Consider the following 16,770-nt stretch of genomic DNA (forward strand, 5'->3'; position numbering starts at 1 on the left):
TCATGAGTGCCACGCCGACATTTTTTAAAAAATATACGCCATGCCTTCAGAGTGACCAGCTTAGTTCTGATAGACGCTAGTGATCCGCTTGATAACGGGATACGTTAAGTGTGTGATTATGAATCTTCTATATAGTACAAAAATAACAATATTTTGAATCCTAATTCATAAGAATGAAATGAAAAATTTTCCTTTATTACACATTTAGCCTCTACCACACCTTGCAGGAATTGTTTGTTTGTTGTTATATGAATAATTTTTTCCTCTAATAGAACTATTTCAGCTTTTTTCCTTGATGTCGATATAATTGAGGGTCGCAAAAGCGTATTCCTTTGGGAAGATGGAGATCAACTCGCTAAAACGAAAAGCATGTAGGTTGCGATTCAAAATTGTCTTAGGGATGATTGTCAGAATGTCAAAAGTATTTGGGAAAATAAGGGGGTATAACTTCTTGATAACTTCTTGTTTCCCGCATAACACACCTTAAGTCTTGCGATTACAAGCAGCAAGATATAAACATTAGGAGGATAACCAATATGAATTCATTCAAGAAAACGAAGAGCTTGATCAGCGCCCTGACCGGGGCTGCATTATTATTCTCGCTACCAATGACGGCAGGCGCGGAGAGCAATATCAACTATACTGGCATGTTCCTGGGCTATGACGGAAGTGTAAACACCAGTCCTGTCTGGACCTACAACCCTGACATCGTCTCCTATGATCTGCTGAACTGGAACCAGGGGGGAACCGATGCAGCCTCCATTACCTCCAATAGCGCCTCCGCCATCCAAGCCTTGGGGAAAATCGTCACCGTTTCCACCCACATGCCCAATCCCCAGGGTGGAAATGTAAACGCCCCGATGTCTGATTCCGATTTCGAGATATTGGCTAATACAGACATTTCATCCATCAATTCGTCCAGCCCCGCATGGCTGCAAAATTATAAGGCCCAGGTTGACAATGTCGTGACTGGCCTGCAAAAGTTTAACTCATCCCCCGTTTACTACAGACCCTTCCATGAAATGAACGGAGGCTGGTTCTGGTGGGGAGACAAAAACACGACGGACTATAAGAACCTGTACATCAATCTGTACAATTACATCGTGACGACCCATGGCATGTCCAACGTCAATTTTGTCTATGCCCCTAATAAAGGAGGCAACGCGGCTGCTTATTACCCCGGTTCAAGCTATGTCACCTGGATTGGCATCGACGCCTACAGCGACGATCCGTCCAATGACAATGAAATTAAGATGGCTTACAATGACATCAAAGGACTTGGCAAAACTTATGGCTTCTGCGAAATTGGACCAGCCGTGGGTGGCGACCATGTGGATCGCAACAATAATCAGCTCAAGGAATTCGATTATTCGCTTTGGAACAAGGCCCTGAATGAGATCTACACTGGAGCAAGCTTCTTTATCACCTGGGACGGCGCTTATGCTCCGCAGAACAACACAAACGGCAGCGTGCTGTTTACAAAGCAGAGCTCCCAGTAAGTGTCTGGCGCCCGGCGTTCGGGCAGCACGGCATCAACGCGTTAACCCCAAGATGACCGCGGGGTCCTAGGAGAGTAGGACGTTTTCAAGCACGACAACAAAAGCACACCCTTAATGAATTGCGTAATGTAGCTTACGATAGACTAAAAGACCAAAAAAGACACGGCTCCTGTTGGGAGAACGTGTCTTTTTGGTCTATACAGCAACATGCGAGCATGCATGTTAAAAACCCGTTTGTCAGATGCGAACTTCCGTCTCGTTCGGAACGAACTGACGATATTGAAAATACATACGAAGCCGCCAGTGTAACAAGGTTCCGAAGGCCAGGATGAAAAATAGCCCTGCTGTCTGCGGAATGGTAATGTAATGCTGAATAAATTCATGCAGCAGCAATCGGACGATCAGTAGGCTGATCAGGATAAAAAAGAAGGTACGTGAGCGTTGCACGAAAACCAGCCCTTCTTGCGATTCAAATTTGGTGCTGCGGATCAACGGGTAAGAAAAAATAAACCAGCCGACCAGAAAAGCGCCCAGCGCCCAAAGCCAGGGAACCCGTACTTCCGGCACCACAAACATCATAAAACCGGTGCTCATGCCGAGCGGAGGAATGATGATTTTTTTGGCATTAATCGGGCGATGACCTGTCTTCATACGGATGAAAATAGCCGAAATAGCGATTACGATCATACCGAAGGTTGCGCCATATTGCAGCAATGGGGTGCTAATATGAAACATGGACTGGCCCCCTCTATAAGGAATATAAGCGTTATTGGACAGACTGCAAACCTTTTACATTATACCACATATGCAATGGATATATTTAGTTACAGTCTTTCCTCTGGCAAGCGGATTATACGCCTCTTGGTAGTAACGGGTCCTATAATTAGGTCTATTTTATACTTATGCGAGTTCCTTTGCTTGTACCTCTCCTTGAGCTGATTTTTTCTCCTGACGCATGATGTAACCCATGGCAGCAATAATAAGGATAAAGGCAATCAGTGCGAGAAAAGGAATGGTAATAAAATCGAACCAGTTCAGGTAATCCTGCTCACAGGATACTCTGCCGCAGGAAGTTGAAGTTTGCGCAGCTGCTTTGGCGGCTGCATGGATGCGCTGAATGATAAAATGATAGGCTGAAATCGCGCCTCCAATGATAGCCAACGGCATGACATAACGGCGTATCCCCGAATCCCCTCGAAAATAGGCGATCCCGAGCAGAAGGGTCAGGGGATACATCAGAATGCGCTGAAACCAGCACAGCTTACAAGGCTCATACCCCAAAATCTCGCTGAGATACAGACTGCCCAAAGTTGCCACACAAGCTACAACCCAGGCGGCAAACAAAGCAATATCCGTTTTTTTAAAAGATCCAATCATAGTAACGCTCCTTTTTTAATTCAAATGAGAACAAAATGAACTCACCCGTGTCTTGTCCCATCGGCAGGCATCTGCCGATATGTATGTCTTAATCCGTATTGTACTGTATTTTGAGTGCAGGGTCATACTTAAACATATTGACATCATTCACTATCATTTTTATAATTGCAGTAGTTTGGGAAGTTAATGAGGATTCAAGTTAGATATATATTAAGAAATTAGGAGTGTGCCTAGAATGTCGAGCAGTCCAAAAAATGAAACTCTATCTACTATTAGTGAAAGACACGCGGTAAAGAGCTATGTTAAGGATTTTAAATTGCCAGAGGAAGATCTGGAGGCCATTTTGACTGCGGCGGTAGAAGCTCCTTCCGCTTGGAACCTCCAACATTGGAAATTCCTTGTCATCGAAAGCGAAGCGGACAAACAAAAATTGCTACCTATCGCCTACAATCAGGGTCAAGTAGCGGAAAGTTCCGTTACGATTGCCGTATTGGGTGATTTGGAAGCGAACCGCAACACCGTCATTTATGATCAAGCGGTAGAAGCAGGCGCACTGCCAGCGGAAATCCGTGACGCATTGGTAGGTCAAATCAACGGCGCATATCAAAACCCACAAGTAGCTCGCGATGCAGCCATCCTGAACTCGGCTCTTGCAGCACAAAATATTATGCTGGCTGCTAAATCTTTGGGCTACGACACTTGCGCAATGGGCGGTTTCATTCCAGCACAATTGATCGAGCAATTCAATATTCCAGCACGTTACCTGCCAACTATGCTTATTAGCGTAGGTAAGGCACAAGTGCCAGCGCGTCCATCAGGACGTTTTCCATTGTCTGAAGTTGTTGTAAAAGGCAGCTTCTAAGAAGATTTTGAATATAAAAGGGTGTTCCTACAACCGTTCGTGGTTGGGAACACCCTTTTTTACGTTGTGTTAGGCTATTAAAGTTCCTGTTGTCAGCCCTTTGCTTAATCCGATCGTTTGGACACGAGATAAACTAGCTCCAGCGTCAGGATCGGTAGAAAGACAGAAGCCGGATAGGCCAGATAGCGCGGCTCCCATTGGGGCTTGAACTTATCCTTAAAGCGCCGAAGCCCCTGAAAACCGTAAAAATGTCCCCCGTATTGGAAAACAAGTCGAGCCAGCTTTTCCTCGCGTAATGCCTTTTCGCTTTGTCCTACCTGGGACAGCGGTGCCATTCCCAGATTAAATGTCGTATATCCACTCTCCTTGGCCCACTCAATAACCCGTGTGAATAAATAATCCATCGTGCCATTTGGCGTGTCAGGCAAGTGGCGCATCAGGTCAATGGAGACCGTCCGTCCATGATCATAGGCAGGGGCCATCGTAGCGAAAGCGATGACCTTCCCTTCAGAGTCCTTTAGCAATGCAATCGGAGCCAACTGAAGATAAGATTCTTTGAACCAGCCGAGTGAATATCCCTTCTCCTTGCGCCCGTCCAGCCAAATATTCGAAACATGCCGCATCTCTTCAATCAGTGACGCCTCGAGAGGCGGTTGGATGATTTCGAACGAGTAGCCCTCGCGGTCAAAGCGGTTTTTGGCGCTGCGTAGCGCCTGATTGCTTTTGCCCGTCAGTGTAAATGATTCCAGCGGTACCAGTGCTTCCTCGCCCAGTTTGAAAAAGCGATAGCCGTTCTCGTGATAGATGGACAAATACTCCGGCGATGCCTGATAAAATACAGCCGTCAACGCATACCGATCTGCGAACCGTTGGAATTCCTGAATGGCTTCACTTACACGTTCTTTTGGACCGAGTGGGTCACCTAATACAATCAGTTTGTCCCGACTGCGAGCATAGGGAATGACGACCTGTTCATTTTTGGTCCAATACAGATATTTATCGCCCAAAAAAAGCATATGAGATACGAGATTACCACCCTGCCGTTCCAAAAATTCTTTTAGCTTATCCAGCTCTTGCTCGTCGGGTAGATTGGCGATGCTACGCTGAGGTCGAAGAAAGAAATACACCGTTAGGAATACCCATGCCAAAATTAGACTAAATACGGCGGTAACTCCGTAATCGCTGCGGTTCATAAAAAAGTCCAGATGGACCTTGGCATGCAAATGGCGCATAAAAGGAGTGTTGGAGCCTGCCCCAATGATAAAATAAGCCCCGGTTACGAGTAGAGATAATCCACCCCATATTAAAATGTTGTGCCGATTCAGCGGAGCACTGACCCGATAAAACCGCGAACGCGAGATCCATAGCATTAACGCCACAAACAGCAGGAATAAGGCTTCTTCAAAATCTAGACCTTTAGTGAAGGTGAAAATAGCTCCTGTCAGCAGCAGTATCAATGTCAGCCGTAATGCTCTGCGAATACGCAGAGAGATTCCGTGGGACAGGACAACAAGCATAATCCCGATGATGACCGAGATTTCATGCGACAAGCGCATGACGGGCAGGCTGAGCAAATGCTCAGCAAAACGAAGTCGATATAACAGACCGGGCGTAGCTGCCGACAAAAGAAGCACCACGCCGGAGATGAGTACCAGCTTACCAAGCGCCCATACCCCTAGATCGGCCAAAAACCGGAATTGACCAGGCCAGCCCCATACCTTCTGCCAGGCATTAAGGGAATAATCCCAACCCGTCTCAGCTAGCTGATTCAGGCGCTCGTTACGTGGAATCATTTCCAGCGCGGCTAATACCAAGCCGATGAGCCACGGGATGATGTAATAAAAGATACGAAAGACCAGCAGCACAGCCAGTGCCCGATCTGAGTTGGCTCCCGCCATTTGCAGCCCGAGCAGAGCAATGATGTCGAATGCCCCGACCCCTCCGGGTGCAAGACTGATCAACCCGGCAATCGCGGCTATCACATAAATGCCGAACACAGCATGGATCGGAAGTTCATGGAGCAAGTGCGAGCCGATCCATGCAAAGGTAAGGCCAGCTAGCAGCCATTCCAGCAGAGAAGCACTAATGGAAGCGGAGATAGTGGACCAGGAAAGCTGTCCTTCTCCCTTGTTGAACCATGTGGAGTACCGTTTGGAGCGCTGCATGATCAGAAATAGCGGCAGGTACAATGCCATTCCCCACAGCGCCCAATGAAGCCAAGGATGAGCATCCAGCACAGGCTGTACCGGATACAAATGGAGAATGGCCCCCCAAGCCAGTAAAGATAGTCCGGTAATGACGACCGGCGAAAGAAACACGACGGCAGAGGTGATGACACCTAACGGCACACCGCTTTTTTTATACAGTACGGTGCGAAGTCCCGCTCCTGTAAAGCCTGCAAAACCAAAGACATTATTGAAGGTATTGGAGATCCACGCGTAGCGAAATGTCGTCCCAGGCTTGACCTGAAGCTTGAAATGATGCCTGATTACGTAATCGTAGGCGCTCATAGCCGCCACGGCAGCCAGTGAGAACAAGCCAATTTCGATGAGAAACGTGGCATCCATTCGCCGCAGCTCATGAAACATACGCGCCAGATTAAAGTCATTTAGTTCTCGTCCGGCCTCCCATATAATAAAAGCCAGTACAGCCAACGGTAGCAGAATACGTGTCAATCGCTGCCTGTAGATGGTCATCAAGAACTGTACGATTTTAAAGGATTGGGTCGGTTTGTGATTTGACTTCATAGATTCACCTGCTTGAAAAGAATGAGATATACACGAAATAAAGTACTTAGAATTCATGCCCAATGAACATTACTATACATTATACCTACAATAATCGCTTGAATAACAACAGAAGGGTTACGAAATGGGATTTCCGATTGATTGCTGTAAATAATTCCAATATAATGATGGAAAACCTAGTGAATTGCTTGGCAATGGAGCTGAACTGGACATGAGTATATGGGACCGCAATCTTTTCATACGTCGCCTGGAGCTGATATGGCCTCCAGATGCTGACGAGAGCCAATATCCGTTTAACTTAAAAGCCCTGCACCAGTGGAACGAACTGAAATTCCATCCTTCCGTCACCTATATTATTGGAGAAAATGGCGTAGGTAAATCGACGCTTATGGAGGCAATCGCGGTCGCGTGGGGATTTAATCCAGAGGGCGGTACTAAAAATTTCAATTTTTCTACACAAGCCACGCATTCCTCACTGTATGAGCATATCCGGCTGGTGAGAGGGGTGGAAAAGCCAAGGGATGGCTTCTTTTTCCGGGCGGAGAGCTACTATAATGTGGCGACTCACATCGACGAGCTGGATCGAGAAGGAGGAGGGCGACCGATTCGAGATTCCTATGGGGGTAAATCGCTGCATGAGCAGTCGCATGGCGAGTCTTTTTTTGCTGCCTTTTTGCATCGGTTTGGAGGACAAGGATTGTATATTTTGGATGAACCGGAGGCTGCGTTATCACCTTTGCGCCAGATGGCCATGCTTGCACGGATTCACGAGCTGGTGCAGCAGGGCTCGCAGTTTATCATTTCTACTCATTCCCCTATTTTGATGGCTTATCCAGATTCCATCTTGTATCATCTGACACATGAAGGGATCGACACCCTGACGCTGGAGGAAACTGATCATTTTATCATTACGAAACAATTTCTGAATAACAGGGAAAAGATGATACAGGAGCTATTCGAAGATCCATAATAAAGTTCGTAGGGACCGCTAGACCGTTCCAGAAATTCATCCTGGTCGTTTGTTATGAGAGGGACAACACTGTCTATTCAGGTTGTTCCTTTTTGCTGTTTGCCAAAGGAAAGATTCAGGGTTATCGGAAGTATTTTATGATTGTTATTTGTCCCACACTCTATTAATATAATGGAGAGTTTTGCTGGAATGGTTGCAAAATAAGATTTTCGTATACGAAATAAAGAACCTGAGGAGGACAAAACGCTACATGTCAGATTCACAACAGTTGAAAATGGGGCCGCTGGTCATTTTGATGATTAATATGTTTATTGCCATGCTGGGGATTGGCCTCATTATTCCGATCCTTCCCAAGTTTATGAGCTCCTTGGGAGGCAGTGGTGAAACGGGTGGTTATTTGGTTGCCGTGTTTGGCTTAACCCAATTCCTGTTTTCGCCGCTAGCGGGAGAATGGTCCGATAAATACGGACGTAAAAAAATGATTATTATCGGTTTGGTAATCATGACGGCGTCTTCTGTATTGTTTGCGATTGGGGAATCGTTAACCATGCTGTATATCTCTCGTTTGCTGGGAGGTGCAGGGGCAGCTTTTATGATTCCTCCGATGATGGCCTATATTGCTGACATTACAACGGTCCACAATCGCGGTAGAGGGATGGGGTTGTTGGGTGCCGCCATGTCTCTTGGCTTTGTGATCGGTCCTGGTGTGGGCGGCTTGCTGGCAGATATCTCGATTCGTACGCCCTTATATGTTTCGGCGGCCGTATCGGGCTTAGCTGCACTGATTTCCTTGATTATGCTGCCCGAAACCTTGTCGCTGGAGAAACAGTTGAAGTTTCGGAATGTCAAGGTCAAACGGGACAATGTGATTAAACAGTTTGCCCTTTCTTTCCGCAAGCCTTACTTTATGCTGTTGATTATGATATTCACGCTCACCTTTGGATTGACGCATTTTGAAACGATGTTTCCTTTCTTCGTGACGGGCAAGTTTCATTACAATGAGCGTGATATTGCTATCATTATTACGGTAGGAGCACTGGTCGGAACCGTGATTCAAGCTGTGGTCATTAGTCCGATGTTGAATCGTTTTGGCGAAAAAGGCGTCATTATCGGTTCCTTTCTGTTTTCAGCGATTTCCCTTGTGCTTATGTTGCTCTCCGGCAACTTTTATTATGTACTCGGGGTATCGCTCATCTTCTTTACCGCTACGTCGTTGCTACGGCCAGCCATTAATACTGCTTTATCCAAAATGGCGGGGGATGAGCAGGGAGTTGCAGCCGGCATGAACAATGCTTATATGAGTATTGGTAATATTCTAGGACCTGCGCTTGCGGGTACATTGTTTGAGGTGCATATCAATTTGCCATACATTTTTGGGGCAGTCATTCTCATTCTTAGTTTGGGGCTGGCTGTAAAATGGAATAGCAGAGATACCCAAACCACAGCGGTTTAATATTGTATTTTTCGTAAACTTAGTCTCTTTTGGAGTGAACTGTGACGTTCTTGTGAACCACAGTTGGCGCCGAAGGAGGCTATTTTTTTGCATATATCGCGAAACGTTAATGAAACAACAGAATCTTGGGTAATAATGCATGATGAGTTTACAACAAGACAAATAGTAGAGCTAAAAGCCAGATAATATGTAAAAAAACAGCTAGAAGGAGATGAGAGCCGATGGAAGAGCGAAATGAGCAGTTATTTTATACAGGAACTTATGCGTCTCGTCAGGAAAGAGGAATATATGTATGTACTTTGCATGTGAACAATGGTGATCTGCGCATGGTTGGAGGTGTGGAAGGAATTGAAAGGCCTTCTTTTCTGGCGCTACATCCGGATGGGACGAAGCTGTATGCTGCCAGTGAAACAGAAGAAGGCGAGCTGTATGCATATCAGGTGAATGCCCAGACGGGGGAATTACACCCTTTGGATCGAAAAGGGACGGAGGGAGCGCATACTTGCTATGTTTCCGTAACAACCGATGGACGATATGTGCTGGCTTCCAACTATTCAGGCGGCAATGCCGTTGTGTTCCCTGCGACGGAAGCTGGAGGATTAGGAGACATGTCGGGGCAAGTTCAGCATACTGGCTCAGGTATTCGCCAGGACCGCCAGGATGCGGCACATCCGCATTCGATTATTCCAGATCCTTCAGGACAGTATGCCCTGGTATGTGATCTGGGACTGGATCAGATTGTGGTATACCGTTTGACAGAGGATGGAAAACTGGTGACCCATCGTGAGACAGATTTGCCACCTGGTTCTGGACCGCGTCATCTGGTTTTTCATCCTTCGCGTCCATATGCTTTTGTCGCCAATGAGTTGAACAATACAGTCGCTGTGTTTAGTTATAACGAACGTAATGGTGAGCTTACATTGTTACAAAGCCTGTCCACACTACCAGAAGGCGTTATAAATGTAGAAAATACAGCAGCCGATATTCGGATTACGCCCTGTGGACGCTTTTTGTATGTGTCAAACCGCGGCCATGACAGCATCGTGCTATACCATGTCGATCTGGACAGCGGCAAGCTGAAGACGGTGGAATGGGTGGAAACCTTGGGCAGCACACCGCGTAACTTCAACATCTTGTCCGGTTATCTGGTAGTAGCGAATCAGGATGGAAACAACATCGTATCTTTTGCCATCCATAGTGAGGATGGACGCTTGACCCGAACGGGATATGTGCTGGAGGTTCCTTCACCTGTATGTATTGAACCTATACGCTAATCGCATAGCATGTAGCAAAAGAGTACGATATAAGTAGATGAAAAAATAAAACACGGCGCTTTGTTTCCCATGAAAGGTATGGGCAAAACGCCGTGTTCAGGTCTTGAAGTGGCCTAAAAACTATTTGCTAGTATCGCCAGCTTCTACCGTTACTGTTTTGGTATGATTTTCTGCATGTTTGTAGTACAAACGGAACAGGATGTCCTGATTGTAGTTACCAAATCCGGTACCGAACAGAGTAACCCCTCCAACATGCTGGGCATCATCCAATATGGCAATACGGAATTTCCATTGCTTCTGATCAATCAGCACTTGGCTTAAAGTCACGTCGGATATCTGCTTGCCATCCATAAAGGTACCTTCTGAGGTAACGCGAAGTCTTTTAAGGAGACCATATTGATTGATAAAATCAGGCCACCATGCAGGTGTGTATTTACCCCGGTTATCCCCGAAATCCCCTGGGCTGGTCCATGTACCCAAATTCACATCATTTAGGAAAAAAGTGATATCTGAAGGCCAATTATCATTGGTAAAAGGGGCCTCGGATGATAGTTCCATCGAAATTTCCAGTTCCTCAGCTTTTTGACTGGACAGTAGGAAATTCGGCACCTTATAATCCATATATCCTTGGCTGAACCACAGAATTTTGGAATTGAAGCGCTCAGGGTCCAAGAACGAACGAGGCTCATCGAATTCACCAATGATCTTTTCGACGGTAGCCAGTCCGCAGGTCGCCTGTATTTCAAAATCTGTAAAGTGTCCCACAGAAATCTCCGTCTGATGGAATTGTCGTACATCCTGCTGGTAGCGTGGCATGGCGATTTCAATTTTGTCTGTAGCCAGTGAGCACACTTTCTGTACTCCGCCTCGCCCAGGCAGCATTTTGGTCGAAATAATGGACGCTCTCTCCAGTTTCTTGACATGCATCGTCATAATCGCACTGCTGAGCCCCAACGCTTCCGCCAGCTCACGTATATTCATAGGCTTCTCCGCAAGCAGAACAATCATGTTTAGCCGAACCTCACTGGCCAGCGCTTCATAAACGGGAAGTGATTTTTCAGAAATGTCCAGTTGCATAGTTCCTCCAATTCTAACGCACATCATAAATTGATGGTAGTTTAACATATATGGATTTTTTTCAATATTCATACATAAAAAACGATATGATTTACATTTATATAAACAATATACCCTTTCCTTGATCACTGGCACAAGCCTAACCCCTCAAAAAGCCAAAAATTGTTCAAAAAACAGGACACCCCATAATCTCCTTCTTTGTTGTTGGGATGTCCTGTGATGGTATGTGATTTGCAGGGTGGATACGGGAATAGAATCCTGTGCCATTGGTGTTTAGGACCGAATATGTTCTTCTGCCAAAGAAGAGTCAGCCGTTTTATCTTTATCTGCTGCGTGTAAATCCTGATGTTGAGAAGCATCTGCCTTGATCAAGCCGGGATGACCAACATAAGGACGATCACTGCGCGAGCGGCCTCGGGTAAGTCGGAAGCCAATCAAAAACAGCACAAGCTGAACAGCCAGTATGTAGGGAGATGCTTCCGGTCCGATCCATTGAAACAGAGCGACAGCGGCGATCACTAAGCACAACAGGCTTGTTGGAAAATGGGATGCCGTCACGTCCAGATCATTTTGCCTACGTAGGGTCATCAGCCGGTAAACATACAATAGGGCGATCAAGCCGGAAACGAACCTCATCCATGCACACCCTATGAGCCATGAGGCAGATTGTGCAGTATCGGGCAGACTAACATCGACATGGCTGGAGGCTATCAGTTCCATAACCAGCCTTGTGACCAACCAGACGATTCCTGCCAGCGCCAACGGACCAGCTGCTGGGCGCAATAGCTTCCACAATGCTGTTCCCCAGCCCGGAGCATGAGATTCCAGCAGAACAAGACGCCGTTCCTCGATGAGTTTGTTCATTTCACGCTCCAGTGATTTGAGAAGCAATTCTCTGCGGAATGTGTCACACTCCCGAAGGGATGCTTGAACCTGCTCTTGAAGGTGAGGGGTCAAATAGGGAGCAGCTTTGGCTTCCTGAAGAGCGTGGATGAGTCCGTTCTGGTACTGCTTTTCACTGTTATTGAACCCGTTCTGGGTAGCGGTTTGGAGACAACCAGCTAATCGTCCATAGATACGCAGCGATTCCTGTAATTCTTCCAGCCGCTGCTGACGTGAATTTCGAAGCTGGGCTGCACTGTGAACATACAGCCATACCAGCAAAGACAACGCCAGCAGGAAGGCAATCAGACCGGGTGAGATATATGCGGCTAACGCCGCGAAGTCCGTCGGGGACACCCGCAATCCCTCCTTCCATTGTTCTTTCTACACTATTGCACAGACCATACAGGCATTTCAAGGGCTTGTATCCCTTTGACCAGGATATATGAAGTATTTTTTGGTAAAATAGACAAGATTACAAGCAGGAGGAGATTCGGCATGGATAAAAATGTAGAAATTGCAACAGAACATTATGAGACATCGAATCAACCGTACGGGCAGCTTTGTGACGCTGATCGCGGATAAGCCGGTCGACCGCTTGTATGCGCAATTCGGCGTCTAATTGGTCAGTCCGAGGTCGGAAGGGATGTACTGGCGACAGCCGGGGGGACTGGAAGCTGACATGCTTTACGGGTTTAAGCTGGACATAAAACGGATAAATAACAGTAAGTAAATTATAGACAGGAAGAGGGCACATTTATATGAAAGTTATTATTTTCGGAGCAACAGGAACCATTGGCCAAGCGTTAGTAAAGGAAGCAATCAAGCGTAAGTATGAAGTGACGGCGGCGGTGCGCGACCCGCAACGTGTGACGGAGCAAAGTGAATATTTGACGGTGGTTCAAGCGGATATTCTAAATCCGAATTCCGTTACGGATGTGGCCAAAGGGCACGATGCTATCATTAGCGCATACGGTCCCAAGTTTGGAGAAGAGGAAGAACTGCTCGAAGCGACTCGTTCTTTGCTGGAAGGAACTCGGCGTTCCGGCGCGGAGCGCATACTTGTCGTTGGCGGAGCGGGAAGTCTGAAAACAGAAAACGGTGAACGCCTCATGGATACCGCCGAGTTTCCGGAGGAAGTGAAGCCACTGGCGGCTGCCCATGCAGATGCACTGGAGCTGTACCGCGCTGCGGATGTAGACTGGACCTATTGTAGTCCTGCCGGAATAATTGAATTGGGAAAACGTACAGGACAGTTCCGTATTGGTTTGGATCATTTGGTGGTTGACGAATTAGGCCATAGCCGTATCTCGGTCGAAGATTATGCGGTAGCCCTGATTGATGAGTTAGTAGAAGGGGAATTTGTCAATTCCCGTTTTACGGTTGGATATTAATAAGCAGGGAAGCCATACGGGAGGCGAAAAGCATGTATATGGTGACCGCCGAAGAAATGCGAGAATTGGATCGCTATACAATTGACAAGCTGGGTATTCCGGCCCTTACCTTGATGGAAAATGCCGGGCGCGCGGTAGCTGACGAGGTGTTGAAGCTATGTGCCGAAAGAAGTGGGAAGAGCAATGGCGGCGGCTTCCCAGTAGAGGTTACACACACAGGTCCGGGGGATATACCGGGACATGGCGGTGTTATACGGACAGAGACGTGGAGTCAAGGACGACATGACTTACGGGAACGAGAACACTGGTATATCCTCGTAGGCAAAGGCAACAACGGTGGTGACGGACTGGTGGCAGCCCGCCATCTAACGGATGCAGGGCTACGCGTCACCGTTGTGTACGTCGAGCCGCCAGACACGCTACGCGATGAAGCGGCTGCGCAACGCGATATCATCGCGGCTCTGGGTATCCCGGTAATCCTCTATGGCCGGGATACCCTCGACCTGCGCGGCGCCTCCGGCATCGTCGATGCCCTGCTGGGCACGGGCACGCAAGGTCCGCCGCGCGAACCCTACGCCTCGCTGATCCGCGAGGCTAATGCCAGCGGCGCGCCGCTCGTGTCGGTAGACGTGCCTAGCGGCCTCGACGCCGACACGGGTGCGCTGCACGAGCCGTGCATTCGTGCGCGCGTCACCGTATGCCTCGCCTACTTGAAGCGTGGGCTCGTCCAATATCCGGGCGCCGGGACCGCAGGCGATGTGGTGGTGCGCTACATCGGTATTCCACCCGGCCTTGCCCGTGAGTGCGGCGTGCAGCTGCGGCTCTTGACCCGTGACACGCTGCGCGCTGCGCTGGACGTGGATGTAAGTCGCAGCCGAGTGCCGGACGGGCACAAGGGCACCTACGGCCATGTTCTCGTCGCGGCCGGAAGCCTGCGCATGAGCGGCGCGGGCTTGCTGGCCGCACGTGCAGCCCTGCGCATCGGTAGCGGCCTTGTCACGTGGGCGGTGCCCGAGGCGTTGTTGCCGCGCGTCATTGGCGCCGCGCCGGAACTGATGCTCGCTGCCGCCGCAGCAGGCGGAGACGGCGAATGGAATGCCGACTCCGCAGACGAGCTGCTACAGCTCGCGCAGGCACGTGATGTACTGGCCGTCGGCCCCGGCCTCGGCCGCTTTGCAGGGGACACCGGCTGGCTACGCCGCCTGTGGGAGGAATACGGCGGTCCGCTCGTGCTTGATGCGGACGCCTTGAACATCCTCGCCTCGGCGGGGCCTGAGCTGGAGGCTTGGAAGCCGAGAAGTGCGGCGGTCGTACTGACGCCGCACCCCGGTGAAATGGCTCGTCTGCTGGGCATACCGACAGCAGAGGTGCAGCGTGACCGCATCACCCATGCCCGGGAGTACGCCCGGAAACGTGGGGTCACGCTGGTGCTCAAAGGAGCGCGTACCGTCATCGCTTGTCCTGACGGAACGGCCTACGTCAATACCACAGGCCATGCGGGGATGGCGACAGGCGGTGCGGGCGATGTGCTAACAGGCATCATCGCAGGTTTGCTGGCTCAGGGCTTGAATGCTTCGCAGGCAGCAGCATTTGGCGTGTATCTGCATGGTGCGGCTGGAGAAACAGCCGCACGTCATCGCCAGTATCCTGCCTCTGTGATCGCAGGCGACATTATTGAAGCCCTATAGGCCATAGCAGCAGTGGCAGGAGGAAGGCCAGCATGATCTGTAATCCATATTCACGGTTCAGCCAGTGCCTTCCTCCATAATACAGCAGTGTAATCCCTGCACCTGCTATGCCGTTGCTCCATAAAATGCCCGTTCCGGCAGGCGACATCAAAGAACCTAGTAGGAGAAAGACACTGAATCCTGCAGCGAGGTATAGGGTGAGCTGCTCGGGCTTGCGAAGCCAGGGTAAAAGATCGCGTAGCGCATCAGCGGCAAGAGCGGCAGGAAGGGCAAAACCATAGGCCCACAGCTGCGCGGTCAGTTCACCACTATTACCTGCTATAGTCAGAGGAATCCCTGTTATTTCCTCTGTCAGATAGCAGTAGATCCATAAGAGACCAAAAACTAATCCTCCACAGGCCAGTTTATTCAGCGCATAACAACCAAGCTCCATCCGCCAAGGCATTTTGGAATTAAATTCATTCCAAGGCTGTCTCATGTTACGACTCCTCCTCTTATCACACTCGGTATTCACAACCAATCAAGGAATTTATTTTCAATTACAATCCGCTTACCGTTTACGACATTTCAGTTTACGTTAGCTGTGTATCATGTTCCTAAGCAAAATAAAGATTGCGGATAGCCGCGGTACGGAAAGGCGGGGATTGCATGATACAGGCGGTTATTTTTAATCTCGAAAGTACATTGTTAGACCCCGGAGGACGAGGCTTAACCCAGGGAATGCGTGACATTTTCAGATGGAAAGGTATACAGGTAACTGAAGAACAGGTATCTCATGGGCGAGGAATGCCGATCCGGGATCATATTGCGAATGTGCTGGGACTTTCAGAGGTTCGGAAAAAATGGCTGGAGTGCTTTGGTGCGCATCCTGGCAGAGTGGATATTGAGCATATTTATCTCGAGCTTGTCCCTGTTCTCCGCTCCTTGATCCAAGGGGCTGAGCCTGCTATCGGTATAGACAGGGCGCTGCAGGAGTTGCAGGATCGTCGTATTCAGTCAGGTGCCACTGCATCCTGTCCGATGGAGATGCTCAGTCACGTATTTACGCCTGCACAGTCACCCTATACGCTGGATTGTATGGTAGCCCCTTGTGAAGTTTCGCAGGGGAGGCCATATCCGTGGATGATCTATGAAATTGCACATCGCTTGCAGGTATTTCCGCTGAGCGATATTGTGAAAGTAGGAGATACAGCAGCGGATATGCAAGAGGGACGGAACGCCGGTGTATGGACGATTGGTGTCTTGAACCATAACGAAAGCGTGACGACCGCAGCTCAAACGACCAGCCATGAAGCGAACGACAGAGTGGCTGAGGAACGGCGCAGACAGAGTGTATATGGTTTGAAAAGGGCAGGAGCCCACATCGTGATGAACTCGGTCGCTGACTTGCCGCGTATTTTGCGTGAAATCGAAATGCTCCAGCATACGGGAGGCTATCCTTCTTATACGAAACAGGTGAAAACAGCGGCGCTACCTCCATCATAAGAACGGGTATGGTTCTGAAGTGCTTGAATACACACTTCTAGGTTATATGTATGCACCTACTC

Annotated in this window: 14 protein-coding genes; 8 read left to right on the forward strand and 6 right to left on the reverse strand. The window is 48.7% G+C overall.

Annotation, left to right across the window (positions count from 1 at the left end; translation table 11 throughout):
- The first annotated feature begins 536 nt into the window (after positions 1 to 536).
- A complete protein-coding gene (locus NLX78_RS14345) occupies positions 537 to 1,499 on the forward strand; it encodes a glycoside hydrolase family 26 protein (protein WP_254350755.1) in 963 nt (320 codons plus the stop codon).
- A gap of 237 nt (positions 1,500 to 1,736) precedes the next feature.
- On the opposite strand, the gene NLX78_RS14350 is transcribed toward NLX78_RS14345, so the two are convergent.
- Complete coding sequence (locus NLX78_RS14350; protein ID WP_069290935.1) at positions 1,737 to 2,234, reverse strand: CcdC family protein; 498 nt, start codon at positions 2,232 to 2,234, stop codon at positions 1,737 to 1,739.
- Positions 2,235 to 2,399: 165 nt separating this feature from the next.
- Complete coding sequence (locus NLX78_RS14355) at positions 2,400 to 2,876, reverse strand: disulfide oxidoreductase (RefSeq protein WP_053324504.1); 477 nt, start codon at positions 2,874 to 2,876, stop codon at positions 2,400 to 2,402.
- 235 nt (positions 2,877 to 3,111) lie between these two features.
- Between NLX78_RS14355 and NLX78_RS14360 the strand changes: the two genes are divergently transcribed.
- Positions 3,112 to 3,738: a nitroreductase family protein gene (locus NLX78_RS14360; RefSeq protein ID WP_069290936.1), complete on the forward strand. Its 627-nt coding sequence runs from the start codon at positions 3,112 to 3,114 to the stop codon at positions 3,736 to 3,738.
- Positions 3,739 to 3,842: 104 nt separating this feature from the next.
- Here NLX78_RS14360 and mprF read toward each other — a convergent pair whose 3' ends face one another.
- Entirely contained in the window at positions 3,843 to 6,485 is a 2,643-nt protein-coding gene (gene mprF, locus NLX78_RS14365; RefSeq protein WP_254350756.1) for a bifunctional lysylphosphatidylglycerol flippase/synthetase MprF, read from the reverse strand.
- Positions 6,486 to 6,696: 211 nt separating this feature from the next.
- Between mprF and NLX78_RS14370 the strand changes: the two genes are divergently transcribed.
- The 3 genes from NLX78_RS14370 (at position 6,697) to NLX78_RS14380 (ending at position 10,182) form a co-directional block, all read left to right on the forward strand.
- Positions 6,697 to 7,455 (forward strand): AAA family ATPase, encoded by a 759-nt coding sequence (locus NLX78_RS14370; RefSeq protein WP_254350757.1) that lies wholly within the window; start codon positions 6,697 to 6,699, stop codon positions 7,453 to 7,455.
- 250 nt (positions 7,456 to 7,705) lie between these two features.
- Positions 7,706 to 8,908 (forward strand): MFS transporter, encoded by a 1,203-nt coding sequence (locus NLX78_RS14375; RefSeq protein ID WP_061831165.1) that lies wholly within the window; start codon positions 7,706 to 7,708, stop codon positions 8,906 to 8,908.
- Positions 8,909 to 9,129: 221 nt separating this feature from the next.
- The gene (locus NLX78_RS14380; RefSeq protein WP_061831166.1) at positions 9,130 to 10,182 is read left to right on the forward strand and encodes a lactonase family protein; all 1,053 of its coding nucleotides are present in this window, start codon (positions 9,130 to 9,132) and stop codon (positions 10,180 to 10,182) included.
- Between the two features lie 120 nt (positions 10,183 to 10,302).
- On the opposite strand, the gene NLX78_RS14385 is transcribed toward NLX78_RS14380, so the two are convergent.
- Together NLX78_RS14385 and NLX78_RS14390 are read right to left on the reverse strand one after the other, a co-directional pair.
- Positions 10,303 to 11,259, reverse strand: coding sequence for an ArsR/SmtB family transcription factor (locus tag NLX78_RS14385; protein WP_061831167.1), 957 nt, complete (start codon positions 11,257 to 11,259; stop codon positions 10,303 to 10,305).
- 273 nt (positions 11,260 to 11,532) lie between these two features.
- Positions 11,533 to 12,498, reverse strand: a complete 966-nt coding sequence (locus NLX78_RS14390; RefSeq protein WP_250267296.1) for a hypothetical protein — start codon at positions 12,496 to 12,498, stop codon at positions 11,533 to 11,535.
- 404 nt (positions 12,499 to 12,902) lie between these two features.
- Between NLX78_RS14390 and NLX78_RS14395 the strand changes: the two genes are divergently transcribed.
- Both NLX78_RS14395 and NLX78_RS14400 read left to right on the forward strand, forming a co-directional pair.
- The gene (locus tag NLX78_RS14395) at positions 12,903 to 13,535 is read left to right on the forward strand and encodes an NAD(P)-dependent oxidoreductase (protein ID WP_061831169.1); all 633 of its coding nucleotides are present in this window, start codon (positions 12,903 to 12,905) and stop codon (positions 13,533 to 13,535) included.
- 32 nt (positions 13,536 to 13,567) lie between these two features.
- Complete coding sequence (locus tag NLX78_RS14400; protein WP_254350758.1) at positions 13,568 to 15,223, forward strand: NAD(P)H-hydrate dehydratase; 1,656 nt, start codon at positions 13,568 to 13,570, stop codon at positions 15,221 to 15,223.
- Here the strand turns inward: NLX78_RS14400 and NLX78_RS14405 are convergent.
- A complete protein-coding gene (locus NLX78_RS14405) occupies positions 15,207 to 15,701 on the reverse strand; it encodes a hypothetical protein (RefSeq protein ID WP_134903081.1) in 495 nt (164 codons plus the stop codon). The two genes, NLX78_RS14400 and NLX78_RS14405, sit on opposite strands and share 17 nt — an antisense overlap.
- 170 nt (positions 15,702 to 15,871) lie before the next feature.
- Here NLX78_RS14405 and NLX78_RS14410 point away from each other — a divergent pair, with 170 nt between their 5' ends.
- Complete coding sequence (locus NLX78_RS14410; RefSeq protein ID WP_254350759.1) at positions 15,872 to 16,708, forward strand: HAD hydrolase-like protein; 837 nt, start codon at positions 15,872 to 15,874, stop codon at positions 16,706 to 16,708.
- Positions 16,709 to 16,770: the final 62 nt, after the last annotated feature.

The sequence above is a fragment of the Paenibacillus sp. Lou8.1 genome (assembly GCF_024213565.1).
GTDB lineage: Bacteria > Bacillota > Bacilli > Paenibacillales > Paenibacillaceae > Paenibacillus > Paenibacillus polymyxa_B.

Coding starts and splice junctions, on each gene's coding strand:
- NLX78_RS14405 (WP_134903081.1), bottom strand. CDS start 15,701: ATGAGACAGCCTTGGAATGAATTTAATTCCAAAATGCCTTGGCGGATG.
- NLX78_RS14345 (WP_254350755.1), top strand. CDS start 537: ATGAATTCATTCAAGAAAACGAAGAGCTTGATCAGCGCCCTGACCGGG.
- NLX78_RS14375 (WP_061831165.1), top strand. CDS start 7,706: ATGTCAGATTCACAACAGTTGAAAATGGGGCCGCTGGTCATTTTGATG.
- NLX78_RS14410 (WP_254350759.1), top strand. CDS start 15,872: ATGATACAGGCGGTTATTTTTAATCTCGAAAGTACATTGTTAGACCCC.
- NLX78_RS14350 (WP_069290935.1), bottom strand. CDS start 2,234: ATGTTTCATATTAGCACCCCATTGCTGCAATATGGCGCAACCTTCGGT.
- NLX78_RS14380 (WP_061831166.1), top strand. CDS start 9,130: ATGGAAGAGCGAAATGAGCAGTTATTTTATACAGGAACTTATGCGTCT.
- NLX78_RS14385 (WP_061831167.1), bottom strand. CDS start 11,259: ATGCAACTGGACATTTCTGAAAAATCACTTCCCGTTTATGAAGCGCTG.
- NLX78_RS14355 (WP_053324504.1), bottom strand. CDS start 2,876: ATGATTGGATCTTTTAAAAAAACGGATATTGCTTTGTTTGCCGCCTGG.
- NLX78_RS14360 (WP_069290936.1), top strand. CDS start 3,112: ATGTCGAGCAGTCCAAAAAATGAAACTCTATCTACTATTAGTGAAAGA.
- NLX78_RS14370 (WP_254350757.1), top strand. CDS start 6,697: ATGAGTATATGGGACCGCAATCTTTTCATACGTCGCCTGGAGCTGATA.
- NLX78_RS14400 (WP_254350758.1), top strand. CDS start 13,568: ATGTATATGGTGACCGCCGAAGAAATGCGAGAATTGGATCGCTATACA.
- mprF (WP_254350756.1), bottom strand. CDS start 6,485: ATGAAGTCAAATCACAAACCGACCCAATCCTTTAAAATCGTACAGTTC.
- NLX78_RS14395 (WP_061831169.1), top strand. CDS start 12,903: ATGAAAGTTATTATTTTCGGAGCAACAGGAACCATTGGCCAAGCGTTA.